15 protein-coding genes and 2 pseudogenes are annotated in these 25,108 nt (G+C 57.4%); 10 read left to right on the forward strand and 7 right to left on the reverse strand.

The window, feature by feature from the left end:
• Nucleotides 1-45: 45 nt before the first annotated feature.
• Genes OKC41_RS17830 through brxF form a run of 3 tightly spaced genes read right to left on the reverse strand, consistent with a single transcriptional unit; the run spans nucleotide 46 to nucleotide 4,835 of the window.
• Complete coding sequence (locus OKC41_RS17830) at nucleotides 46-546, reverse strand: DNA methyltransferase (RefSeq protein ID WP_270672233.1); 501 nt, start codon at nucleotides 544-546, stop codon at nucleotides 46-48.
• Between the two features lie 48 nt (nucleotides 547-594).
• A complete protein-coding gene (locus OKC41_RS17835) occupies nucleotides 595-4,320 on the reverse strand; it encodes a DUF6079 family protein (protein WP_180911160.1) in 3,726 nt (1,241 codons plus the stop codon).
• 2 nt (nucleotides 4,321-4,322) lie between these two features.
• Complete coding sequence (gene brxF / locus OKC41_RS21120) at nucleotides 4,323-4,835, reverse strand: BREX-3 system P-loop-containing protein BrxF (RefSeq protein WP_369124025.1); 513 nt, start codon at nucleotides 4,833-4,835, stop codon at nucleotides 4,323-4,325.
• A 291-nt stretch (nucleotides 4,836-5,126) separates the two neighbouring features.
• Here brxF and umuD point away from each other — a divergent pair, with 291 nt between their 5' ends.
• The 4 genes and pseudogenes from umuD to OKC41_RS17855 all read left to right on the forward strand — a co-directional run bounded on the left by umuD (nucleotide 5,127) and on the right by OKC41_RS17855 (nucleotide 8,948).
• Complete coding sequence (umuD, locus tag OKC41_RS17840; protein ID WP_024945037.1) at nucleotides 5,127-5,570, forward strand: translesion error-prone DNA polymerase V autoproteolytic subunit; 444 nt, start codon at nucleotides 5,127-5,129, stop codon at nucleotides 5,568-5,570.
• Nucleotides 5,551-5,859: pseudogene (locus OKC41_RS17845) on the forward strand (protein UmuC); the annotation flags it as partial. The gene umuD and the pseudogene OKC41_RS17845, both read left to right, overlap by 20 nt.
• A gap of 76 nt (nucleotides 5,860-5,935) precedes the next feature.
• Nucleotides 5,936-7,225: a site-specific integrase gene (locus OKC41_RS17850; protein WP_025297805.1), complete on the forward strand. Its 1,290-nt coding sequence runs from the start codon at nucleotides 5,936-5,938 to the stop codon at nucleotides 7,223-7,225.
• Entirely contained in the window at nucleotides 7,218-8,948 is a 1,731-nt protein-coding gene (locus OKC41_RS17855; RefSeq protein WP_034066273.1) for a site-specific integrase, read from the forward strand. Before OKC41_RS17850 ends, OKC41_RS17855 begins: the two co-directional genes overlap by 8 nt.
• A gap of 150 nt (nucleotides 8,949-9,098) precedes the next feature.
• On the opposite strand, the gene OKC41_RS17860 is transcribed toward OKC41_RS17855, so the two are convergent.
• Nucleotides 9,099-10,303 (reverse strand): IS3 family transposase gene (locus tag OKC41_RS17860; protein WP_128274605.1). Its coding sequence is split into 2 segments (ribosomal slippage): nucleotides 9,099-9,985 and nucleotides 9,985-10,303, totalling 1,206 coding nucleotides; the frame shifts between segments, so codons are not numbered across the junction.
• A 63-nt stretch (nucleotides 10,304-10,366) separates the two neighbouring features.
• Between OKC41_RS17860 and OKC41_RS17865 the strand changes: the two genes are divergently transcribed.
• Together OKC41_RS17865 and OKC41_RS17870 are read left to right on the forward strand one after the other, a co-directional pair.
• Nucleotides 10,367-12,322 (forward strand): hypothetical protein, encoded by a 1,956-nt coding sequence (locus OKC41_RS17865; RefSeq protein WP_270672234.1) that lies wholly within the window; start codon nucleotides 10,367-10,369, stop codon nucleotides 12,320-12,322.
• Nucleotides 12,303-12,767: a hypothetical protein gene (locus OKC41_RS17870; protein WP_075116600.1), complete on the forward strand. Its 465-nt coding sequence runs from the start codon at nucleotides 12,303-12,305 to the stop codon at nucleotides 12,765-12,767. Before OKC41_RS17865 ends, OKC41_RS17870 begins: the two co-directional genes overlap by 20 nt.
• A 67-nt stretch (nucleotides 12,768-12,834) precedes the next feature.
• Here the strand turns inward: OKC41_RS17870 and OKC41_RS17875 are convergent, their stop codons facing one another.
• On the reverse strand, nucleotides 12,835-15,525 hold the full coding sequence (locus OKC41_RS17875; protein ID WP_034066276.1) for an AAA family ATPase: 2,691 nt from the start codon (nucleotides 15,523-15,525) through the stop codon (nucleotides 12,835-12,837).
• 439 nt (nucleotides 15,526-15,964) lie between these two features.
• Nucleotides 15,965-16,522, reverse strand: a complete 558-nt coding sequence (locus OKC41_RS17880) for a TetR/AcrR family transcriptional regulator (RefSeq protein WP_143237244.1) — start codon at nucleotides 16,520-16,522, stop codon at nucleotides 15,965-15,967.
• A 179-nt stretch (nucleotides 16,523-16,701) separates the two neighbouring features.
• Between OKC41_RS17880 and OKC41_RS17885 the strand changes: the two genes are divergently transcribed.
• From OKC41_RS17885 to OKC41_RS17900, 4 genes and pseudogenes are all read left to right on the forward strand, one after another.
• Nucleotides 16,702-17,865, forward strand: coding sequence for a multidrug efflux RND transporter periplasmic adaptor subunit TMexC3 (locus OKC41_RS17885; protein ID WP_034039546.1), 1,164 nt, complete (start codon nucleotides 16,702-16,704; stop codon nucleotides 17,863-17,865).
• A gap of 15 nt (nucleotides 17,866-17,880) precedes the next feature.
• Nucleotides 17,881-21,015 carry a multidrug efflux RND transporter permease subunit TMexD gene (gene tmexD, locus OKC41_RS17890; RefSeq protein ID WP_088813949.1) on the forward strand — a complete coding sequence of 1,045 codons (3,135 nt, stop codon included), beginning with the start codon at nucleotides 17,881-17,883 and terminating at the stop codon, nucleotides 21,013-21,015.
• 4 nt (nucleotides 21,016-21,019) lie between these two features.
• On the forward strand, nucleotides 21,020-22,453 hold the full coding sequence (locus OKC41_RS17895; protein WP_003152694.1) for a multidrug efflux transporter outer membrane subunit TOprJ1: 1,434 nt from the start codon (nucleotides 21,020-21,022) through the stop codon (nucleotides 22,451-22,453).
• 423 nt (nucleotides 22,454-22,876) lie between these two features.
• A pseudogene (locus OKC41_RS17900) lies at nucleotides 22,877-23,842 on the forward strand (DUF4113 domain-containing protein); the annotation flags it as partial.
• A 392-nt stretch (nucleotides 23,843-24,234) separates the two neighbouring features.
• Here OKC41_RS17900 and OKC41_RS17910 read toward each other — a convergent pair.
• Entirely contained in the window at nucleotides 24,235-25,065 is an 831-nt protein-coding gene (locus OKC41_RS17910) for a hypothetical protein (protein ID WP_195879771.1), read from the reverse strand.
• Nucleotides 25,066-25,108: the final 43 nt, after the last annotated feature.

A 25,108-nucleotide genomic window follows, 5' to 3' on the forward strand; every position in this document is an offset into this window, starting at 1 on the left:
AAGAGCCGGCTGGAATGACGACTATCGGGCTCAGTTATTCTTTGGTTAAAAGATCAACAAAGTGTGCTCCCGCCCTGCTGTCATCCCTGTTCCACAGAAGCCATCAAAGACTATATCACCAGGATTGGTGTAGTGGAGGATATAACGCATAATCGCCTTATGCGGCACTTTGGTATGATAGGAGTGGGCATTATAAATAGGGTCATTTTTCCCTTCACTGACATCTGCCGCAAAAGGCTCACGATGATATGCCTCATCACCGGCAGGCTTTTGTGCTTCCCATGCTGCGACAAAATCGCCAATCCAAGGGTTAGGGCAGGCCGTGTAATAGGGTGGATCACTAAGATTTAAAATATCTTCATCACTACCGATGGGAAAGCCTTCGATGTTACGAAATTCGGGATCTTTTAGTTTTTCTGCCAGCAGGGCTAAAAAATAATCACGCCGAGCCTGATCGTTGGCAAAAGTTTTGCCCAAGCAGGTCACAGAGCCTGCCGTCTGATCTTGTTCTGGGCTATCAGTGGAGAATAAGCTGTCTTGTTGCATGGCGTTTCCTATAGCGGGTGCAGTTTATACCGCACCCGCGACTCTTAATTAATCGATGATGATACGGACTTTATTGAGATCCTTGCCCTGACAGAGCTTGGTGAGCAGTTGATTGAAACGATCACTCACTTCTTTGTGGCTGAGAGGTAGTCCTTGTCCGAGCCCTTTCACCAGGTCCGTGGTGCTAATTCGCACCTCTTCTAAACCAGCCAATACTAGATTCACAATCTGTACAAAGCTGAAGTCCAGAGGGTCAGGTAGCTGCCCTTGCTGAATAAAATCACGAATTAACTGTGCCTGTTCGGCTTTGAGCAGATCCAGATTAATAAAGGGGTCATCCAGCAAGCTGCTCAGGTTACTGAGCCAATCACTTTGCAGGCTGTCGAGCCGCAGCTCCAGGCTCTTCAATTGTGCACTGGCTGGCGCCTTGCCGCTCTCTTGGCGAGCATTAAACTCCATGGGGTTGGCATTCATCGCCAGCAGCTTGGGGTCGATAGGCTTGGCGGCTTGCAATTGCGCCGCCTCCTTACGCCACTCAGCCAGTTGTGTGGCCGGGAGCAAGGCGATACCGCTTAAGATCTCCAGCTCAGCCAAGCGTTCGTCATTCAACAGCTTGGCTTTGATCTTCTCTTCGTTGCCGTCGAGACGCGCTCGCATATAAAGCTCAACATAGTGTTTGGCATAGTCGGTTTTCAGCGCCGACAATGTGCTGAGCTGCGCGGCCTTAAAGCTGTCATCACCGCGCTGTGACGGGTTGGCCAAACCTTGGCGTAGGGCATCACGCGCCTGCTTGACTTGCTCTTGCCAAGCGTGAGATTCAGGCAATACCTGCTGCGCCTCTTTGAGATAGGCGCAGAGGGGGGCTAGATCGCCCACTACGGTTTTAAGCTGCACAAAGTTGTGCCATGCCTGCAGCATCTGTTGGTATGTGGCGATGTCGGCGGCAGTCACCTTAAGATTTTTCAGCTTGCCCGGTTTGTCGTAGCGGGCAATAGTTTCCAAAAAGTTCTTCAGCTCGCTCAGCTGGGCGGAGAGCGTCTGCTCCTCGCTCTCTTCCAGTACTGATTGCCCCCACAGCGGCAAGCGATCCTTAACGCTCTGCTGCCCCTTGACCAGCTCGTTAATCAGCGCCTCAGTGCGCTTTAACATTTCCCGCACCACGCCTTCATCGCCTTGCTGAATTGAGGTGGCTAGGCCATCGTTCATCTCAAGCAGGGTGAGTAGGGCTTTTAAGGCGGTGATATTAAAATCCTTGGGTGCCTGGATATGTTTAAAATCTCTCAGCACATCAAAGGGGATGGACTTGAACTTGACCACATCGCTGGCGGTCAAGGTATGGCCGACCACCACCAACTCAAGCTCACCGCTGTAAACCAAACAGGCGATCAGCACCAGAAGCCATTCAGGCTCCAGGCGGAAGCTATCTGGCTTAAAGTAGAGGCGGGAGTTGATAGCCTCCAGCAATTCGGTCTGATTGACCACTTGCCCTTGCTGCTTGCTTTGCAAGACAGCCAAAACGGCTTGGGCATAGCGCGATTGCAGCGGAGCGATTTTATCGCCATCAAGTAATTCCAATGCATCGAGCACGGCATTGGCGCGCTTGGTGGCCGCACCACCGGAGACGACACTTAACGCATCCTTGGCTGCGCTTTCGATATTCTCGTAGGTGATCCATTGGCTAAAGCTGGGATACTCGGGTGCCAATGCTTCAAAATGATTGGCCAAAATATGGCTGGCAACGGCTTCGAAGATATCTTTCAGACTGCCGATCTGGCTATCACCAAGTCCGGAGATGTTGCGCACCGAGGTGCCTTTTAGCCAGTCCATCATCGGCTTGTTTTGCCCGTTATATTGGGCAATGTAAGCCTCTTTGAAGTGGCTCTTTAGCCAAGTCTGCATCTCTCTGAGATAGCCTTCAGCCTTGAGTTTATACACATTCTTGGCATTGCCCGTGGCCGAAGCATGTAAGTCGATAGCTGCTGCGTAGTAGTTCAAGCAACGATCAAACTCGGCGTCGGCGTTTTGCAGGACAAACAGCACTTCATCGCTACGGATAAACTCTTTTTTCAGCTTGGGCGGGTTGTAGGGCTGAATAAAGTACATGTAATAGTCGAGCGGCGGTTTGGCTGTCTCTCGCTCATTAGGAGAGCCGAGGAACATCCAGCCGGGGCGGTTGACGTTACGCTCCAACCATTTGAGCTCGTGCCGCCACATCTGAATATTCGGTTGCTGGGTATCAGTTTCCTCCAGGATCTGCAGCATGGCTTCACGATAAGCACCATTACGGCTGTCATCGGTCAGCAAGGGCACCTTGTTTTCGATATATGCATCAAAATCTTCGGTCTTTTTCAAATCCAAAAAAAACTGATCATTGGCCTTGTTCTTCGAGAAGAACTGGCCGTTGACGGTTTTGCGGATCTTGGTCAATACCGCAACGATCTGGGTTTCCAAATTTTTGCTCTTTTCCCCTGGCAACTTTTCGATGCCGGGTAGATAGAGGCAAAGGGAATCACGCAGTTCGGCGGCTGTAGCCCCCATCTCGTTATAGACATCACCCACGGACAAACGATGGATGGCCAATCCGGCGACTAAGCGCTTGGCAAAATCGATCTCTGTCGCGGTGGGATAGGCTTGATCGATTCGCGTAAACAGGGTCTCACCGACCTCAATAACCTGACCGATCTCTGGGTTGGTTTTGGCGCTAGGGTCGCCTCTGAGCTCATCCCAGTAAGTGTCGTAAGAAAACACTCCCGGCTTATCGACAGGTACAACCTGTTCCATCAAGGCTTGCATCTGGCGCGAGAGGCTACGCAGTACCTGGCGTTGCTCAATACCCGCGCCCCGCACACGCTCGAAGGTGTTGATGTAGTCAGGGTGCACTGGGAACATGCGCACAAACTCGTCGAGGCGTTCGTTCATGCGATCAAAGCAGGGGGTGAATTGCTGCAGATATTCGCGGATCCAATGCAATTGCTGGGCATCTTTTTTGAGCAGACGTTCAGCGACGACATATTTGATATCGTCACGGGTGATCAGCACCTGTTCGGCCCGATCACGGATACGTTTGACTTCTTGAGTGGCGAATGCAAGTTGCGTGCTATCGAAGATAGCTTCTTGCACACCACAGATGAAACGGAAACGGGTACCATCGATAACTTCACCCATCACACGCATCATGGCCATATCCAACGGCAGTTGCTGCTGATTACGAGAGCGCAGGTAATCGAGGATCTCGTCACAAATCAGCAGCAAACCTTGGTCGGGATAACGCTCGTGAAACAGCGCCATCATCTCTTCAAAGTAGGGTTTATGATTGGATGAGATCTCATCCATAGCCGGAAATTGGTAGTCAATACCCATCTCAGCCAGGCCTGATGTCAAGTTGTCGGTGACAATATCGGCAAAGGCTTTTTTGCTCGCTCCGACTTCAAAGCGGATAACTTTGAACTTGCCAGCAATCTTGTTCGCGGCTGCACGCACCTTGTCGTTAGTGATGAATTGGGCCAATTCTGGAAACTCGGCGACGGCCGAGATCACCGACATCAAATGTGATTTACCGGAACCGTAGTTACCTACCACCCAGAGAGATTTGTTATCAACGGATTCGTCAAACTGAAGCTGAGGAATGATGATGTCCGCCAGCTTTTGCGACATTTTGTCCGAGATGACATATGAGGCCACCAACTGCTGAGCCTTTGACTGTTCTGCCGACTCTTTGAGTTTGATGATGGTGGTGACGGGCTCGAACTGAATGAGCTCCCCGTACTTTTTCATTTTTATCCCCTTTGCTCGGTAACGTGAATGATGGGCACGTTGGCCAAATCATTCGCAGAGTAAGATTGATAGTCGTCCCGTCCGGGGACGGAAAAGGTTAGAAATCGTTCTGTAATCTGACCAGGCCAGATGGCCACGATAGGTTTGAGGCGAGCTAAATCCTGGAGCTGACGCAGTGGGTCTAGTTCCAACGTTGGCTCAAACAAAACTTGGATCCTGTCTAGCCATACAACATCAGACGCTATGCCATTCAGCATTTGAGCAATGATGTCTGAAACATGGCGAGACCGGTCATTGCATGATAGCGGTAACAGCCGCTCACATAACTGTTCTGAAAGCTCAAAACATGTCAGCCCTTCTGTTTCACGAGCAGACCTGATGATTTGTGTAGGTGAGTTGATGACTAGCACCAAGGCGCTAGATTGGACACTCATTCTCAACAGGGCCTTGTTGGCTTCCGCTTGCAGCTCGTATGCCGAGGATACGCTTGTTACATGGATTGGTTGCCCGAGCATCGCTCTCTGCTTAATGACATAAATAAATTGGCATATTCTAGCGATTTCAACTTGGTCTGTCTCATCAGAAACCGTGAGATAGCGTGTCTTTATGAATAGCCCCGGCTCTCCAACTGACTGGGGATCCACATAACCACCCAACTGGAATCAAGGCTGAGACACAGATTGTGACTCATACTGACCTCTTTGTTATCTATTAGCGCCATGGTACGCCATCAGTGGCATGCGGGACTTGCACTGGTTCAAAGGTGGTGCGCTATAATGGCTGTATATAAATACAGGTGTTTTGCCATGAAGCTGTTAACCCCAGACCCATCACCCGCCGAGGTGACCATCCCGCTGTTCTTGCACCGCGCCTCTTGCGGCTTTCCCAGCCCAGCCAGCGACTATCTGGAAGGGAAGTTGGACCTCAACACCCACTGCGTGCCGCACCCTGCAGCAACCTTCTATCTGCGTGCCGAGGGGGAGAGCATGACCGGGGTCGGCATCTTTCCCGGTGACTTGCTGGTGGTCGATAAGAGCCTGACCCCGCGCCATGGTGATGTGGTGATTGCACTACTCGATGGCGGCTTCACGGTAAAGACCTTGCAGCTCAAGCCGAGGTTGCGGTTGTTGCCAGCCAATCCGGCGTTCGCGCCTATCGACCCTTGTATGAGCCTCTCCCTGGAGCTGTTCGGAGTGGTCACCCATGTGATTGGCAATCTGAGGCAGCGTGATGGCTATAGCGCTCGTTGATGTAAACAACTTCTACGCCAGCTGTGAGCGGCTGTTTCGCCCTGAGCTGCGTGGCCGCCCGATCGTGGTGCTCTCCAACAACGATGGATGCGTGGTGTCACGCAGCCCCGAGGCCAAGGCGATGGGTATCAAGATGGCCGGGCCCTACTTCAAGATCCGCGAGCAGTTCGAGGCGCATGGCGGTGTGGCATTCAGCTCCAACTACGCGCTCTATGGCGATATGTCTGGCAGGGTGATGAGCACGTTGGAGACCATGGCCCCCGAGCTGGAGGTCTACTCCATCGATAAGAGTAAGTTGTATAGTGCGGACGCCTAAGCTATTGAGTTCTATCTATGGACATTGTTAAGCGTCCCAGGGGCGTTGAATGGCGACGCTAGAGCGCATTCATTTCGTGCCCCATTACCTCGTGCGCAGAGAGAACGCCGTCGCATACTCCCCCAGTAGCAGCCGGCCATCCATTGAGGGCTTGCCCCAAATCTTTTGGGCAGACTATGCACCTTGGAGGGAGGCAAACCTGTGGGCAGTGGAGCGAGCAACGACTGGTGACGCTTCTCTTAAGACCGTTGCCAGTAACATGAATGGCCTTCTCAATTACGCTAAATTTCTTGAATCTCGTGATTTGCAGTGGTTCGAGTTTCCCGCTCGCAAAGCTGACCGCTGCCTGGTGCTATACCGAGGGGCGTTGATCAAGATGCGCGATGCCGGCCAGATCAGCCCATCCACGGCGTCTGAGTACATGCGCAATTGCATCATGTTCTATCGGTGGGTAAGGCATAGGGAGCTTCTTTCTCCACACGTCCAGCTGTGGCGGGAAAAGCCCTACGTCGTTAAATACTTCGACCGGGTGGGGTTCGAGCGAACGATCAGCGGAACCACCACCGACCTCAGCATCCCGAACCGTAAGCGCCCAGGCCAAACGCTTGAAGATGGGCTGTTGCCAGTCTCGGAGACCGATCGCGATGCAATTCTGGATTTCGCCGCAGAGAACGCCACGCCCGAGCTCTACCTCATGTTGGCCCTTGGATTTTTTACCGGGATGCGGCTCGGCAGCATCTGTGATCTCAAGATTCAGTCTCTGGAGCGCGCCGCCCCCGACCCTTCCGCTGAAGGGCTTCTACGCCTTGCAGTTGGTCCAGGCGCAGCTCCGCCAGTGCACACGAAATTCGGTGTGACTGGCCAGGTCTGGATACCCGAAGCGTTGCGTGATGAATTGCTGGAATATGCCAAAGGCTGGCGGAGGATGGAACGAGAGGCGAAAGCCTCGCCCGAGAATCGTGACTTGCTGTTCTTGACCCGCTTTGGTAACGCCTATGGCAGGCGCGGCACCGATCAGTCATCTGCTGTGAATGTTGAGATGTCCGAGTTTCGAAAACGGGGCGTCAAAGCAGAACTACAGGTGCTCCGTAAATTCCGCTTCCATCAGTCGCGCTGCACCTTCGGTACCGAATTGGCACGTCTGGCGCTATCGGCTTGTGCCGATGTCGCTATTGTAATTGCGACGGTCAGCGACGCGTTGCTCCACGGGCCTAACTCTGAAGCCACCACCTTCAAATACATCCGATTCGTACAGGCACTGCCGATCAAACAAGCCCTCTCAAATAGCTTCATGGCGGCATTTAGCGGGATCGGCGCTGGGGCGCGGTACGATGGATAGTTCCGAATTCGACCTCACTTTCCCGATGCTTGAGTATGGGGCCACTGAAACGCCCTGGGACCTCCGGCCACTGCTGTTTCGCGGAGGTGCAGCAGCAAAGGTGAAGCATGTGGGCCGCCAGATCGCGCAGAGCGAACTCGGCAGTCCCTTGCCGGAACGTTTCGAGCTGGTGACGCGGCTGCATGAGCACATGACTGACGACCTTGCTGGTGGCGGAAGTCGCTTCTCGGTGCAGAACAAGATCAGTGCATTACGTCGATTCTTTGCCTGGATCGATTCAGAAAACGTGAATCTCAGTCTCGAGACGGCGGCCGACACGTTCATTCGTTGGACCGATCACTTGCTCCAGCGTCATCGAGTCGAACGTAATTTCAGCGAAGGGTCCCTGTACGATCTCACCAGGCTCACGGCGACGATGCTGGACCGAGCATTGGACCGCCAAGCAAGCCTGAGCAAGAGCACACGTATTCGCAAGCCGCGCGGCAAAGGCAAGGTACATACGAGCAAAGCGGACAAGCAGAGTCTGCAAAACACCTTCGCATTCGGACACCTTCTAGCTGACGTATGCGAGGCATTGACCTGGAGGGGGACAATGGCCCCCCTCCCAGTGTGTATTTCGTTACGCACCGGCCAAGTGCTGGAACTATGGTCGGGATTGCAGAGCCCCGAGAAAGTAGCGGCCCGCCGTACCAGGCCGCAAAACCAAGCGCAAATCGAAGCATCCCTGGCGGCGCGTGCCGCCCACGATGCAGATCGGACACTGCGGACCCGTTTCCCCATCGTCAATTTACGGATCGAGAGTGAATTGCTGATGTTCATCGCCCAGACCGGTATGAACCTCCAGCAAGCACATACCCTGCGGGTTGAGCAGTTTCATTACACCAGCCACTTAGACGGCTACCAGGTACGTACCTACAAAAAACGACGGGAAGGAGAAGTGCTATTCGAGATTTTTGCCAGTTATCGAGAGTGGTTCGAGCGCTATCTCGAATGGCGTTCCGAATGGTTTCCCAATGAGCCGGATGGTTTGCTCTTTCCGCTTATACGTAGCGGGGGACGAATCCTAGAAGAGGCGACGCAGTTCACGAACGTTACGCGCATCTGCCGCGAGCTTGGCATACCGATAGTGAGACCGCGAAAACTGCGCGGGACGCGCATCAACTGGTTGCTTCGGGAGTCCCAGAATCCCCAACAGGTTGCGGAGTTGGCCCAGCATACGGTGCAAACGCTGATACGCGTATATGCCGACCCCCATCCGCAGATCGCTATGGTGGAAATTACGCGCTTCCATCAGCAAACCGATCCGTCCCTTTCACCTCCTGCTCCTGGTAGATGTGTATCGGCCACACCTGAACCAGTGGGCACGATGCCGAAGAATGGTCCGCGACCCGACTGCATCAATGCTGCCGGTTGCCTGTTCTGTACCCAGCACCGGGATATCGAAAGTGAGGATCATGTGTGGTCTCTCGGTAGCTTGCGCCACCTCAAATCGCTTGAACTGGCACGCTACCGCCCACCCAGTTCGGGTAAGCACCTGACGACAGAGCATCCGGCCCTGCTAGTGATCGATCGGCTGACGGCCAAACTGCGCTTCTTCGAAGAAAGTAGCGAGGTCCGCAGGCTTTGGGTCGAAGAAGCCAGAGCGCGCATAAGTGAAGGTGACTACCACCCGGCCTGGGATGGCTTCATCCAATTGGCAGAACTGCGACAAAGATCAGCATGACGAAAAATATTCTTTCCGAACTTGGCCTCGGCATCGACTCGCCCCTAGCGATTCCTGATGCGCCGAACTACCGTCCGCCGTGCTGGCCACCGCAGCGTGATTGGCCGGTCATCTGGATTTGACCCCATAGATCCAGACACTTTTTCCCGCTTAGGGTTGTGATACCCGACTGCGCAGAAATTCCCGGGGTGAACGGTATCCCAAGGCGCTGTGCGGGTGGTGCTCGTTATAATGCTCAAACGCGATGGCCAAATTGCCTACCGCTGTTCGGCTATCTGGTTTCGGCATCATCTCGATATAGTCTCGCTTCATCGTCTTGACGAAGCTCTCCGCTATACCGTTGCTCTGTGGGCTTCTCACCGCAGTAGTTCTGGGCTCCAACCCGATTTCTCGTGCAAACGCGCGGGTCTCATGGGCTCGATACGCCGAGCCATTATCAGTCAGCCACTCCACCGGTGATGCCGGCAACGAATCCCCGAAGCGACGTTCGACAGACCTCAGCATGACATCTTGCACCGTGTCACTGTCGTAACCCCCGGTACTGGCAGCCCAATCCAAGGTTTCCCTGTCACAGCAGTCCATGGCGAACGTGACTCGTAGTTTTTCACCGTTATCACAGCGAAACTCGAAGCCATCTGAGCACCAACGTCGATTGCTCTCTTTGACGGCAACACGCCCCTTATGTGCCCGCGGGGTCAATGGTGTAGCCGGTTTTCTTTCCAGCAGCAGTCCATGATCGCGCATGACGCGATATACCCGTTTGGCGTTTACCACAGGCTGTCGTGTTGCCTCTGACTGACGCCGTAACAGCGCCCAGACTCGGCGATAGCCATAGGAGGGAAGCTCAGCCATCGCCTCCATGATCCGGCCAAGTAAGGCAGCATCATCATGCTGGCGATGATGACGACCATCTTGCCAACCTGGTTTTCGATGAACACGAACGGATAGCTGCGCACGCGATACATTAAGGGCCTGGCTCACAGCACTTAATCGTCGTCCCCCGGCAACAAGGGCGCATGCGCAATCCATTTTTTTGCTCGACCATACTCCACGGCTTCTTTGAGGATCTCGTTCTCCATGGTCTTCTTCCCGAGCAGACGCTGGAGCTCTCGGATCTGCTTGATGGCAGCAGCCAACTCTGAGGCAGGAACAACATCCTCACCGGCGGTGATCGCCGTGAGAGAGCCTTCCTGGAATTGCTTACGCCATTTGAAAAGCTGGTTGGCGTTGACGTCGTGCAAGCGAGCGACATGAGAGACGGTCATTCCGGGCTCAAAGGTCTGCTGCACGATGGAGATCTTTTCCTGCGGAGTCCGGCGTCGACGGCGCTCAGCCCCTGTTAACACTTCGACCATCTTCTCGTTGCGACTAGTACTGAACATAGTTCCAAGACTACCTCTTAAGTTAAGAGGGGCGAAGTGTCTGGATCTTCAAGGGGCCAATCTATCATCATAGATGCCGCTGGCCAGGTGGTGAGCCGTTGGGGCGATGCCATTTGGCGGCTCGACGCGTGGGCGGGAAAACGGCTCACTCTCAATTTCGGCGATGGCCCAGCTAAGAAATATGTCGCCGCGATCGATCCTGCGAACGCCGATTTATTGCGGACCGTAATCGGCTGGTGGCTATACGGCCCCAATGGAGCCCGTGGATACCGAGGCCTGAAAACGCGCTTCGACCAGATGCGTCGGCTGTTCGTCTTGTGCACTCAAGAAGGCATTCTCGCATCCGAACTGAGTCATTTTCCGCGCGTTGCCGACCTTCTCCCGGAGGTGCTCCAGGCTTCCCGGTACGGTGAGTTTTTGGCATTGCTGCACGAACTGTACGAGCGGCGGGATGCGCTGGGGTTCACCTTGTTGGATCGCGCAGGGTTGGCACGCCTCGCAGCGGCCATGCCCGACCACCAGAAGCTCCAGACCCCCTATATCCCGCCCCGCATTTGGCACTATCAAATCACACGCTTGCGTGAATGCCTGGATGACTTTTTGGCGCATCGAGGCCAAGTCGAGGAGTGCTTCCGCTTCTGTCTGGCTGCCTATCGGCACAACTCTGCCAGTCTCCAAGGACAACGCAGGCCACAATCGTTCTATCCGTTTCAGTGGCCGTCGGATGGATCAAACGGAAAGTGGACTGGGCGGCAGTACTACGGCCCATTCATCGACACAGCGCATCGGTTTGGCATGGTGGAACTATTTCGTCGCTGGCTGGGAGTGAGCGACGACGAAATTCGCATTCAAACTCTGAGTCGCTACCTCAACCTCGTGAGCCGATCTGGACTGTGCTATCTGCTGAATTTCAGCCTCATGCGAGTCGAAGAGGCTTGGAACCTGCGCGCCGATTGCTTGCACATAGAACGTGATCCGCAGTTTGGCGACATCCATGTATTGCGCGGACGAACGACCAAGACGATGTCGGATTCTGAGGCACTTTGGGTGACGTCCCCGTCAGCTCAGGTGGCAGTTGAAGCCATGCGTGTGGTCGCAGACCTCCGCGCAGAATGCGATTCTCCCCCCGGCGAGGCCTCGGTGCCGGATGATCCGGCCAAGCGCTATCTGCTTGATTATTGCCTTGAACCGTGGGGAACGAAGTTCACCAAGATCAACCGCACGATTCGGCCATCGATTCCGAGCTATGCCCATGTGCTTCAGTGGTTCGACAAGCTGTTCGACCCTGAGCAATTGCGCATTACGCCGGAAGATTTCGCATTGGCTCGGTTGGTGACGCCGACGCTGACCGACGAGTTTGCGGTCGGCAAAATCTGGCCATTGGCCTGGCATCAACTCCGACGAACCGGCGCAGTGAATATGCAGGCATCCGGGCTGGTCAGCGACGCTTCATTGCAGTTTCAGCTAAAGCACGTCGCCAGAGCGATGAGTCTCTACTACGGGCAAAACCATTCCAGGGTACGGCTGGAAGAGAAGGCCCACACCTACTACGTCCGCACCATGTACGAAACTTTGGGTAGACAGCTGCAACAGCTGACGAGCAACCGATTCGTCAGCCCCCACGGCGAGAAGCGAAAATCTGAGATTGTCCGCCTGATCTCAGCCTCTGATGCTAAGAAAGCGATCAATCTGGCTAAGAAGGGGACAGTCACTCATCGACCGATTTTGCTGGGCATCTGCACGAGCCGTACCCCCTGTCCCTATGGGGGCATCGACAATATCGCTCGCTGCGGAGGGGGCGATTCCCCCGGAGAAACCAAACCATGTGCGGACGTTCTCTATGACCCCGAGCAACTCGACGAAGTCGAAGTGTTGGAGGCAGTATTGGATGAGCGCCTGGCCGCTGCCGAGGTAGATAGTCCGCTAAGGTCTTCGTTGGAAGCCCAGAAACGTAGTGTGGAGAATTATCGCCATGTCATCCGGCAAACCTGAATCCGCTGACCCGGCTAAGCGAATGGGTGCCGGCGAGCAGTATCGCGCAGCGTTCGAGCGGCTGAAGAGCAACAAGCCCGAACGACTGCCGAAGGGGACGCCCGTAAGTCAGAACAACGTTGCCAAGGAAGCCGGCAGCGACCCCTCTGCACTGAAAAAAGCTCGTTTCCCCCTACTGATCGCTGAGATCCAAAAGTACGTGGAAGGACACGCTGAGCAACGTCCGCCATCAGTGCGCCAAGTCAGCTTATTAGCCCGCAGAAAAAATCGTGGACTTCGAGAACGGATCGAGGAAATCACGCAGCAGCGTGACCACCTAGCCAGCCTACTCGGTGAGGCCGACGCCACCATTCTTGAGCTGTACGACCGTATTGCGGACTTGGAGCGCCAACTGCCGGCCTCCAATGTGCTTCCTCTTAATCCGCGAGGCCACAAAAAACTTTGAAACGGAGAGCTCGCAATATTCGAAAGAAACACAGCCATGCCCGACCAGCCCGGCATGAAACGTCGGGCTAGCCGCCGAAGAGCTTCTTGCGTTGCGCGGTTCGCTCCCGGCGTAGATTCTCGTAGGCAGTTCGGCGTTTAGTCGCGTTTTTGATTAATTCCAGGACCTGGGCGATATCGCCGAGCAACTCCTCGCGCGCGGGAAGCGGTAGTTGGCGCTCGCCTGGGGTGTCGTGGGCCTCGGTAGCTTCGCAGGCCCGCGCATACACTGCCAGCAACTGCTCCCACTCCTCTGCGGGGTGGCCAATGACAGCACCAAATGCTTCTACGCTCACCACATCACTGAACGGCTGGACGGTATTGTTCAAAAAAACCTCGCGGATGGCGCGCTCGACAGTGCCTCGGAGGCTTGAGTATCCCGATGCAATTTGCCGCTCAAGCTCATCATCCGGGTCGCTGCCGACCGGAACGTTCAGCGCTTTCGCACGACTTTCGAGATCGGCCAGGCGGGCCTTGGTGTCCATCGTCGCCCACGTCAGCCCCTCGCTCACTAGTCCCGGCGACTCGTCCCAACCGATGGTCTTGTAGCTGGCCGAGCGATCAGCACGCTGAAGCGCCATCGCGAGCTCGGTCAGGAACACCGCATCATGGGTGAACACCAGCACTTGGCGGGTCTCAGCCAGCGCTACCAAACGCCGAGCTATGGCCCGACGATATACGTGATCCAGCGACGTAGACGGATCGTCGAAAATAACGGTCGAAGTATGTGGCAGGGATTCGAGCTCGGCGAGGAACATAGCCATCCCCAACGCGCGCTGCTCGCCCTCTGACAGCACCTTGGAGGCTTTCGCCGTGATTTCCTGCAGGCGCAGTGTGACCTTGGTCACCCCCAGCTCTGTGCGCCCGCTCAGGTCGGGTTGCACCCGTCGCTTATAGCCCAGGGCTTTCAACTCAGCATTCATGGAAGCGGCCAGAGCCTCGGTCACATGCGTCGCCGCCAGGGACGTCAGTTTGCGTGACACGGCCGCTGGGTTGAGGGCGGCATGGCAGCGGCTCAATGTGGCATGGGCCTGACTGTCCTGAACAAAGCGCTCCACCGCGCCAAGCTGGTTGGCGAGGCGTTGTCGGGCTTCTAGCTCTGCCAGTTCTTGGGTCAGCGCCAAGCGTACAGCGGGATCGGCAGAGGTCCGCAGGGTATTGGCGTCGACTCGGAGCGAAGCAGCTTTGGCGGCGAAGAGACTATCGAGGTTTGCTTCGATAGGAAGCGGTTCTGACTCGGGGGACCAGTTTCCAGTTTGCAGGGCTTGGCTAACCCAAGTATGCCGGGCGGTCCAGACCGATGCCGCTGCGGTGATGGCAGCGTGTAGGTCGGGCAGTCGCTCCTCCACGTCAGCCCGTGTTGGCACATCCAGAACGTTTAGATCGACAGCCTGCACCTTCCCTAGAGCGTTCATGCGCGCAAGCGTGGCGGCTTGCGCATCCGCCGTGGCGCTGTCGGCGACAAATGCCGCGAAACGCCGCATGCGCTCCGAGGCATCCGTTGAATAAGGTTGCTGGCAGAGTACGCAGTAAGCGTCCGGTTCCAGGTGCGGGAAGGGATGTTCAGGGTATGCCGTCTGCTGAGAGAAAGCCTCAGCGGCTCGGTACATCGTTTGCCAGAGTTCAGCTCCTGTGCCTTCCAGCAGCGTGGCGGTGGGTGAGGACGTTACCGGCAACTCCATGGCGTTCAGTGTGTCTCGATCCTGAAGACGCGCTTGCGCCAGTTGCATGGCGAGATGCGCGGTTTTTTCCGTTGTAATCAGTTCCTTTGCCCGTGCTATGGCACGATCATTCACCCAGCGCTGGACTTCCTCGGCTCGACGCTGCGCCTGGTCCAAGCGTGTCGCCAAACGTTCCAAGGCCAGCGCCTGCGGCACAGGATCGCTTTCCAGTAATGTCCGCTTCAGAAACTCCAGTCGCCGGAGTTCATCGTCACCGACCGTCCCTAATCGAGCAAGCACGGCGCGGTCCGAGTCCCCACCTAATTTGGCGATGTAGCGGCCGACTTCGGTGTCACCCTTCAGCGGTTCGAATTGCCGGGTATCCAGAGCCAAGGCATTGCGTTCGGTCCCAATCCGTGCCTGTAAATCACGCTGAAGTAGGACCAGGCGCGTCAGATGAGTGAGTCCGTAGGGCTGAAATGCAGGGGTCCCTTCCGCGTCGATGTAGTCATTGGCACAGGCCGCGTCGTAGACCGAGACCGAACTCAAATGCAAATGGGCCGGCCCGTTCTGGACCCAACGTGCGGTTTCCGGAGTGCCATCCACCAAAATGGCGAAATCTGCTGATGGCGGTCTAGCTGGGGTTGCCGCCCCAAAAGCGTCGGGCAGGACCTCCACCCGATGCCGAGCGTTGCAGGCATTCTTGAAGACGCGGGCGTAGCCGGATTTGCCGGCGCCGTTATGACCAAAGAAAATGGTCATGCCCTCCGGTGCGAGGTCAAAGGCACGACCGGACGGGAAGCCGTTTACCTGGTCTAGCCCCGAGACACCCACCAACCGCACGGTTGCGCCACTTCCGGCGCCTGGTACGTCGTCCAGCGTGAATGGCCGTGCTCCCCCCGTGGTTGCGTCTTCCCGTTCTTGCTCGCGAACCATTCGCAGAATGGTCTCGATGTCATCTTGGGTTAGTTCGGCCCGGGCAAATATCCGGCGCAGTGCTTCCTGCTGCCAGGGTCTGAGTCCGCCGGCCCACCCAATAATCTCGTCCAACAATGGCATATCCGTCTCCTTTCCAGATCCGCCGATTAAAGGCCGCGCCCAGTTGGATGGCAAGTGGCCAGCGCCTTCGAGGTGCTTCGCCGTGTTCCGTTTGCCTGCCTTCCTGACCGCCACCCTAGTGGCTTGTCCGGTCGTGACGCTACACGGGCAGAATTTCTGCATGCTGGCCAGTATCAAGCCGCTCTAAAGTCCGCTACCGGAAAGCGCTGTTTAGCGGTGAGAGACGGGGAAAGTGCGGAAGCTACTACCGACGCAAGCGATGTGGTGAGTAGTCCTCAGGTATGTGCGAAATTGCACTCCTCTTGACCACCAATTTGGGTTGGCGTTGACCACGGATTGCGTTCAACTTGACCAGGGCGTGTCACTGTCACGACCGTCAGAGAACGGCCAAAAACGGACACCGCCAACCCGTTGGAAAAAAACTGAGCGTTGCTTTCCGTTAAGTTTGGTAGTTGCAAGCCCCGTTCAGGAAGAATTGCTCGATCAACGCCGCCATACCTGCGCGTGCGATACGGCCGCGGCGCTCGGCGTCTACCAGGCCGAAGATCAAGGAGGAGAAGATTTCGGTAAGCGCCGGGGCACCGATATCGATACGGAATACGCCCAGTTTTTGCCCGCGTAGAAAGAACTCGTCCAGCGTTTCTGAGTAAGGCAGCCATCGGCAGCCGCCTGCATCTAAATCAAACGTGTCCGGGCGCCACTGAAATGAGAGGAAAACCAACAACTCCCTGTGAGTCAAATGGCCTTCGATCAGGCGATGCAATGCGTCCAAGGGCGCCGACTCAAGATCGGCATCGGCAATGACCCGATAAATAACCACCGAACCATGATCCAGAAGCATCTCGATCAGGTTGTCGCGGGCGCCGCAAAACCTGTTTAGCGTCGCCTTGCTGACTCCCGCTGCCTGGGCTATTTCTTTGAACGTGGCTCGCGGGTGGTCAACGATGGCGATCGCCAGGGCCTTCAGCAATTTCTCATCGGCAGCAGTTAAATCCATCGGTCACTCTTTATCTATCGCAGGCAGATGCGGGTATTTTGCCTAGAACACTCATTTTTCTCAAAGAGGATACTAGCTTTGTTCACATCAAAATAAAATGAGTCAATATTGACTCATTTGATTTTGATGTGCATCATGCGCGGCTTCGACTACGTACTGGCTTCGTGCTTGGGTGAGATATGAACAAATTTCGCGAGTGGATCACTTTTTCCGTGATCTCCTGTTTGGTCGCCGTGACCCTGGTTGGCTGCGACAAGCCCGAAGAGCAAGGGGAGGAGGCGCCGGCGCGTGAAGTCGATGTGCTCAGCGTGCAGACCGAGCCCTTCACCGTGGTTGCCGAGCTACCAGGACGCATCGAGCCGGTGCGTGTCGCCGAGGTGCGCGCGCGGGTGGCGGGGATCGTGCTCAAGCGCACCTTTGAGGAAGGGGCCGACGTGAAGGCCGGCGACGTGCTGTTCCAGATCGACCCTGCGCCGTTCAAAGCGGCCCTGTCGCGGGCGCAGGGTGAACTGGCCCGCGCCGAGGCGCAGTTGTTCCAGGCCCAGGCGATGGTTCGCCGATACGAGCCGCTGGTGAAGATCAACGCCGTCAGCCAGCAGGATTTCGACAACGCCAAGGCCGCTCTGCAGAGTGCCCAGGCCGACAAGCGATCGGCCCAGGCCAATGTCGAAACCGCCCGCCTGGACCTGGGCTATGCCGAGGTTCGCGCACCCATTGCCGGACGCATCGGCCGAGCCCAGGTCACCGAAGGGGCGCTGGTAGGCCAGGGTGAGGCGACTCTGCTAGCGCGTATCCAGCAACTTGATCCGGTGTACGCCGACTTCACCCAGCCGGCTGCCGACGCCCTGCGCCTGCGCGCGGCCATCGCCGAGGGCAAGGTTGCCGGCGCTAGCGACCAGCCGTTGTCGCTGCGCGTCGATGGTACCGATATCGAGAGCAAGGGCACGCTGCTGTTCACTGATATCTCGGTGGATCGCAGCACCGGGCAAATCGCCCTGCGAGGGCAGTTCGACAACCCCGAGGGCGTGTTGCTGCCGGGTATGTACGTGCGTGTGCGCACGCCGCAGGGGCTCAACCAGAACGCCATCCTGGTGCCGCAACGTGCCGTGCAGCGTTCGGCTGACGGCCAGGCCAGCGTGATGCTGCTGGGCGAGGGCGATACCGTCGAGGTGCGCCAGGTCACTACTGGCGCCATGCAAGGCTCGCGCTGGCAGATCAGCGAGGGCCTGCAGGCCGGCGACAAGGTGATCACCAGCTCGCTGGCGGCTATCCGTCCGGGCGCCAAGGTCATCCCACGCGAGCAAGGCGCCGCCGAAAAAGCTCCACAGTCCCAGGCCCAGTAAGCCGGAGAACCATTCATGCCCCTGTTTTTCATCCGACGCCCCAATTTTGCCTGGGTAGTCGCCCTGTTCATCTCGCTAGGTGGCCTGCTGGTCATTCCGTTCCTGCCGGTGGCACAGTACCCCAACGTGGCGCCGCCGCAGATTACCGTGACCGCCACCTATCCCGGCGCCTCGGCGCAGGAGCTGACCGACTCGGTGACCAGCGTCATCGAGGAAGAACTCAACGGCGCCAAGAACCTGCTGTACTTCGAGTCCACCAGCAACGCCAACGGCATAGCCGAGATCACCGTCACCTTCCAGCCGGGGACCGACCCCGAACTGGCCCAGGTCGACGTGCAGAACCGTCTGAAGAAGGCCGAGGCGCGCATGCCGCAGGCCGTGCTGACCCTCGGCATCCAGACCGAGCAGGCCACCGCCGGCTTCCTGCTGATCTATGCGCTGAGCTACACCGATGGCGACAAGGACTCCGATGTCACGGCGCTGGCCGACTACGCGGCGCGCAGTATCAACAACGAAATCCGCCGGGTACCCGGTGTCGGCAAACTGCAGTTCTTCGCCTCCGAGGCGGCCATGCGCGTGTGGATCGATCCGCAGAAGCTGGTTGGCTACGGCCTGTCCATTGATGACGTGAACAACGCCATCCGCGCGCAGAACGTGCAGGTGCCGGCCGGTGCCTTCGGCAGCACGCCGGGTTCCAGCGAGCAGGAGCTGACGGCGACCCTGGCGGTCAAGGGCACCCTGGACAACCCGCAGGAATTCGCCGCCATCGTGCTGCGTGCCAACCAGGACGGCTCGCGCCTGACCCTGGGCGACGTGGCACGCATCGAGGTCGGCAGCCAGGACTACAACTTCGGCTCGCGCCAGGACGGCAAGCCCGCCGTTGCCGCCGCCGTGCAGCTGTCGCCCGGTGCCAACGCGATCCAGACCGCCGAGGCGGTCAAGCAGCGTCTGACCGAGCTGTCGGCCAACTTCCCGGACAACGTCGAGTTCTCCGTGCCGTACGACACCTCGCGCTTCGTCGACGTGGCCATCGACAAGGTCATCATGACCCTCATCGAGGCCATGGTGCTGGTGTTCCTGGTGATGTTCCTGTTCCTGCAGAACGTGCGCTACACCCTGATCCCGTCCATCGTCGTGCCGGTGTGTCTGCTTGGTACCCTGACCTTCATGTACCTGCTGGGCTTCTCGGTGAACATGATGACCATGTTCGGCATGGTGCTGGCCATCGGCATCTTGGTGGACGACGCCATCGTGGTGGTGGAGAACGTCGAGCGGATCATGGCCGAGGAAGGCCTGGCGCCGGTGCCGGCGACCATCAAGGCGATGGGGCAGGTGTCCGGGGCGATCATCGGTATCACCCTGGTTCTGTCGGCGGTGTTCCTGCCGCTGGCCTTCATGGCGGGTTCGGTGGGGGTGATCTACCAGCAGTTCTCGCTGTCGCTGGCGGTGTCGATTCTGTTCTCGGGCTTTCTCGCGCTGACCTTCACCCCGGCGCTGTGCGCCACGCTGCTCAAGCCGATTCCTGTAGGCCATCACGAGAAGACTGGCTTCTTCGGCTGGTTCAACCGCAAGTTCACCAGCCTGACCAGCCGCTACACGAAGCTCAACGACAAGCTGGTGCCGCGAGCCGGGAGGGTGATGTTCATCTACCTGGGCGTGGTGGTGCTGATGGGCTTTCTCTACATGCGCCTGCCGGAATCCTTCGTGCCGGTGGAAGACCAGGGTTACATGATCGTCGACATCCAGCTGCCGCCCGGCGCCACCCGTGAGCGTACCTCGGCCGCTGGTGGAGAGCTGGAGTCATTTCTGATGGCCCGCGAGGCCGTGCAGACGACCTTCCTGGTGCTTGGCTTCAGCTTCTCCGGCATGGGCGAGAACGCGGCCATTGCCTTCCCGCTGCTCAAGGACTGGTCTGAGCGTGATTCTTCGCAGTCGCCGGAAGCCGAGTCGGTTGCGGTCAACGAGCACTTCGCCAACCTCGATGACGGCGCAATCATGTCGGTACCACCACCGCCGATTGAAGGCCTTGGTAACTCCGGTGGCTTCGCCCTGCGCCTGCAGGACCGCGCCGGTCTCGGCCGCGATGCCCTGTTGGCAGCGCGCGATGAAGTGCTGGGCAAGGTCAACGGCAATCCGAAGTTCCTCTACGCCATGATGGAAGGTCTGGCCGAGGCGCCGCAGCTGCGCCTGGTGATCGACCGTGAGCAGGCCCGCACGCTGGGTGTCAGCTTCGAAGCGATCAGCAGCGCGCTGTCCACTGCGTTCGGCTCGTCGGTGATCAACGACTTCGCCAACGCCGGCCGCCAGCAGCGCGTGGTGGTACAGGCCGAACAGGCCGAGCGCATGACGCCGGAAAGCGTCCTGCGCCTGCATGTGCCCAACGACAGCGGCAGCCTGGTACCGCTGAGTGCTTTCGTCACCACGAGCTGGGAGGAAGGCCCGGTGCAGGTCGCGCGTTACAACGGTTACCCGTCGATCCGCATTGCCGGTGACGCCGCGCCCGGCGTGAGCACTGGCGAGGCGATGCTCGAACTGGAGCGCATCGCTGCCGAGCTGCCCGAAGGTATCGGCTACGAGTGGACCGGGCTTTCGTATCAGGAGCGGGTCGCCAGCGGCCAGGCGACGATGCTGTTCGCGCTGGCCATCACCGTGGTGTTCCTGCTGCTGGTGGCGCTCTACGAGAGCTGGGCGATCCCGCTGACGGTGATGCTGATCGTGCCGGTCGGCGCACTCGGCGCGGTACTGGCGGTGACTGCCATCGGCCTGCCCAACGACGTGTACTTCAAGGTCGGCCTGATCACCGTGATCGGCCTGGCGGCGAAGAACGCCATTCTCATCGTCGAGTTCGCCAAGGACCTGTGGGAAGACGGCTACTCGCTGCGCGATGCCGCTGTCGAAGCCGCGCGCCTGCGTTTCCGCCCGATCATCATGACCTCCATGGCGTTCATGCTCGGCGTGGTGCCGCTGGCCATCGCCACTGGCGCCGGCGCTGCGAGCCAGCGCGCACTGGGCACCGGGGTGCTGGGCGGGATGCTCAGCGCGACCATGCTCGGGGTGATCTTCGTGCCGATCTTCTTCGTCTGGGTGCTGTCGCTGCTGCGCACCAAACCTCAGCAAACCGACAACCATCCCCTGCATAAAGCGGAGTAATGCGATGACCTCTCACTTCATGCTCCGTCGCGCTCTGCTGCCCCTGGCCATCGCCGCCCTGGCGGGGTGTTCGCTGGCCCCGACCTACGAGCGCCCGCAGGCACCGGTCGCGTCGCACTGGCAAGCCGCCGACGCGGAGGGCGCCCGTGCCCAGGCGCTGGACTGGCAGACCTTCATCGTCGATGCCGACTTGCGCCGCGCGGTGGATACGGCGCTGAGCAACAACCGCAGCCTGCGCCAGGCGCTGCTGGATATCGAAGCTGCGCGTGCCCAGTACCGCATCCAGCGTGCTGATCGCCTGCCTTCGATCAACGCCAATGCCAGCGGCAACCGCCAGCGCCTGCCTGCCGATCTGTCGCAGACCGGGCGCTCGGAAGTGACCAGCAACTATCAGGTCGGCCTCGGCCTCGCGGAGTACGAAGTCGACCTGTTCGGCCGCGTGCGCAACCTCTCCGAGGCCGCGCTGGAGACCTACCTGGCGACCGAGGAGGCGACCCGTGCCACGCAGATCAGCCTGGTTGCCGAGGTCATCCAGGCCTACCTGACCCGCGATGGTGCGCTACGCCGCATGGCCCTGGTCGAACAAACCCTGGACAGCCGCATGGCCTCGCTGGAGCTGGTCAGCCAGCGCCGTGCAGCGGGGGCCGCCACCGCCCTGGATTACCAGGAAGCGGTCGGCCTTGCCGAACAGGCTAGGGCCGAGCGCGAGAGCACCGAACGCCAGTTACGCCAGGCGGACAACGCCCTGGTCCTGTTGCTCGGCACGCCAGATGCCGCTCGCCTGCTGCCCGCGACGCCCCGCGACGACCTGATGGTGCTGCAGGACATCGCCCCCGGCACCAGCTCGGAACTGATCGAACGGCGCCCGGACATTCTCGCCAGCGAGCACCGCCTCAAGGCGCGCAATGCCGATATCGGTGCAGCTCGCGCCGCGTTCTTTCCCCGGATCAGCCTGACCGGTTCGGTGGGCAGCTCCAGTGCCGAGTTGTCCGGATTGTTCGATGGCGGCTCGCGGGCCTGGAGCTTTGCCCCGACGCTGTCGCTGCCGATCTTCGCCGGTGGCCGCAACCGCGCCAACCTGGACCTCGCCGAAGTGCGCCAGGACGCGGCGGTGGCCGACTACGAAGGCACCATCCAGACCGCCTTCCGCGAAGTGGCCGATGCCCTGGCCGCCACCGACACCCTGCGCCGCGAGGAGGCTGCCCGCCAGGCTCTGGCCGGTTCCAGCGAGGCTGCGATGGCCCTGGCTAAGGCGCGTTACGAGGGCGGCGTGGACGACTACCTGCGTTATCTTGACGCCCAGCGCAGCACCTTTAGCAACCAGACCACACTAATTCAAATCAGCACGGAACGGCAGATTGCGCTGGTTGACCTGTTCAGGTCTCTGGGCGGTGGCTGGGGCCAAACTGAACCGATGGCCGGGATCGGCGCTGAGTGAGCAAAGCCAGGAGTCCTGCATCCGAAGACCGGACTCTGGCTCCATCACCGGTGAGCTACTGGTCATCGACGGGGCAATCGTCTGATCGAGAATAAGACTGTCTGACGACTGGCAGGCCTATGGATTATTGGTGGCAGCAGCTAACGGCTCTATAAAGAGCTGCAAAAAATCACTGTAACGCATGATTGACTGACTGCTTCTGGCCGGTTTCTGCCTGTTGCGTCTCTGCTGCCCACTGGCCAAGTCGGATGCACGCGGTGGTCAGTACCAATGCAATTGACTGGTCAAATGGGTGCAATTGCGCAGGTATGGACTTCAAGCCCCAATTTCCTGGAAAAGAGGTTCTTTCTATGGACATCCGACATCAGAGATTGAGTAGCGGAATGTCTGAGCTGAAGTCATGTCCATGGCTGTTCTTCTTTCCTTTACATCGATGAAGCATTCCTGTCACTGTCGGAGTCGTTTGCCGGGGACCTGACAGCCTATGGACAACAGATCCGGCAGCGAGTGTGGCAATGGACCGGCCTAACGGTAGGGGTTGGGATCGGCCCCACCAAGACCCTTGCTAAGCTGGCCAACTATGCAGCCAAGAAATGGCCTGCCACTGGCGGCGTCGTGGACTTGCGTGACGAGCTGCGCCGCGCTCGGCTGATGGCTATCACCCCGGTGGATGAGGTGTGGGGCATAGGACGGCGCTTGGGAGCCAAGTTGGCGGCGCAAGGCATCAACACCGTGGCTGACCTGGTGGCTAGCGATGCCAAAGGGTTACGCGCCCAATACGGCGTGGTGGTCGAGCGGATCGTACAGGAGCTGCGTGGCCTGCCTTGCGCAGAGCTGACAGTTGAACCGGCGGCGAAGCAGCAGATCCTCTCAAGTCGTTCCTTTGGGGAGCGCGTGACTGACCGTGGGGAAATGGCCCAAGCGTTGTCAGGCTTTATGGCTCGCGCAGCCGAGAAGCTGCGGGCCGAGGGGATGTGTTGCCAGCGGGTGCACCTGTTCGTGCGAACCAGCCCCTTTGACGAACGAGCGCCTTACTACAGTGAGCAGGCTGGCGTTCGGCTAGTTTGCCCTAGCGATGACACTCGGTTGTTGCTGCAGCAAGTGAACGTGCTACTACCGCAGATTTGGCGCGACGGTTACCGTTATCAGAAGGGGGGCGTCATGCTGAGTGAGTTCACCCCCAAGGGGCAGCAACAGGCAGATCTGTTTGCCCCGTCCTATGCTCAATCGGATGCGCTGATGGCTGTGATGGACCAGATCAAAGCCAAGGGATTAGGGCGCATAGGCTTTGCCAGCCAAGGCACGAAGTCAGCCGAGTGGATGATGCGACAAGAACACCTGAGCCCCTGTTACACCACTCGCTGGGAGGACCTGCCGGTGGCGAGGTAGCGACCTCCTGGAGGTTCGTCTGATAGGCAAATTTGGACGGGGAATTTTTTTCCAAACGAGGACCTGATACAATAGAGAGTGCCGACTTTCGCAAAAGGCAGTTACCTTTTGAGAAAGGTAAGAATTAAAATTTCCTATACTGTCAACTAAGGAAAGTGCGAACAAGTATCCCACGAACAAAAAATGAAAATTTTAGTCATTTAATATCAATGGGTTACCAGTAAATGCTCTCGTGCCATATGACTTATTCGCACCTTCCCTAGTCTGACGGCGCTTACTGCTGAATTCACTGTCGGCGAAGGTAAGTTGATGACTCATGATGAACCCTGTTCCATGGCTCCAGATGACAAACATGATCTCATGTCAGGGACTTGTTCGCACCTTCCCTAACGCTATACAGTCCAATCAACTAAGTGTTCAGCCTTCAAAATAACATTTTTCACTGTAGGCATAAGGATCATTTCTCCAGCAACAATAGTGAAACTAAATCGGTACTCTTTTTCTGCTGAGAAAGAGGGGGGCTTCACAAAAGCCATATCCGAGATTTTGCGCATAAAGTGTTCTATCGTGAAGTCGCTGGTATCAGAAATATGAATCTCACGACTCAAGTAAGACACTGGTTCATGTCGGCAGTAAATTGACAGATTTTCTAATGATACGTTTGGATCAACGATGTGATTACCTGAGTGGCGTCCGGAGGTAATCCGATCACGGAGTAATATTGAAAGCTCAAGTCCAAGGCTGTGAGCTTTTGATGCCGTCATATACCAACAGTCATCGTAGTTTGGAAATAATCCAACAGCATCACGCTTTTTTCTAACGCGTGATACACAAAAAATGAATCCGTTAAGAGCTTCTCGATGAATGCTTGCGCGTGTGTCTCGTACCCTGAGTATTTGCCCAGTATTTTCAACAATGTGAAGATGTTCTATCGCTGCGCTCATGCTCCCTAGGATTCGTGGATGGTTCTCATCGCCCCCTACGCTGATTGCCCCCTGAAGTATGAAATTGAACCACTTTGGTTCAATATCAACTGTTCCATCAAAATTTAGTACAAAAGAGTGTTTACCTTCGCCATCATCGACGATTTGAGCACTTTCTATATCTCTATACTCATACAACGTGCCCAATTTTATTGTTTTTCCAATTTTCAAGTTGTCCTTTGCGTAGCAATTTTTTGCGAGAAGCATCCCCATCACTCCATTCTTGACCGGGGCAAGCATCCCCCAAATCGTATTTTCGATGACTTTTTAATATCACAAGCTC

The organism is Aeromonas sp. QDB17 (assembly GCF_027705305.1).
Taxonomy (GTDB): Bacteria; Pseudomonadota; Gammaproteobacteria; order Enterobacterales; family Aeromonadaceae; genus Aeromonas; species Aeromonas caviae.